Raw genomic sequence first — 470 nt, forward strand, 5'->3', positions numbered from 1 at the left:
GGCAGGTCGACCAGTTGGTGCCCACTCGCTCGCCGTCGTTATTACTTTCATCTTCCACGCCTTCCCGTTGTTTAAAGAGATTGCCAGTTTCTTCTTCCACTTCGTTATTTTGTTCGAAGCGGTCTTCATCCTAACAGCAATCGATGCAGGAACACGTGTCGCCCTTTACTTGATTCAAGATTTCTTCGGAGAGTTCTACAAACCGCTCAAACGCGTCGACTGGATTCCAGTTGCGATCTTCGCTTCGGCACTCGGAACGTTCTTCTGGGGCGATCTCCTGTTCTCAGGTGACATCGATTCGATTTGCGCATTATTCGGGGTATCGAATCAGCTGATGGCGACGATTGGCTTGATCATCGGAACGCAGATCATCTTGAAAAACGCCGACATAAAAATCTAAGCCCTGACGACGTTCATTCTGCCCGTCCGCCTTCTAATCACGGTCACGCTTGAAGTTGTCTGAATGGTCC

Annotated in this window: 1 pseudogene; it reads left to right on the top strand. The window is 49.6% G+C overall.

Going from position 1 to position 470, the window contains the following annotated elements:
* A pseudogene (locus ACZGCQ_RS16915) lies at window positions 1-388 on the top strand (carbon starvation CstA family protein); the annotation flags it as partial.
* Between the last annotated feature and the right edge of the window lie 82 nt (window positions 389-470).

The organism is Exiguobacterium sp. HSB13 (assembly GCF_056764755.1).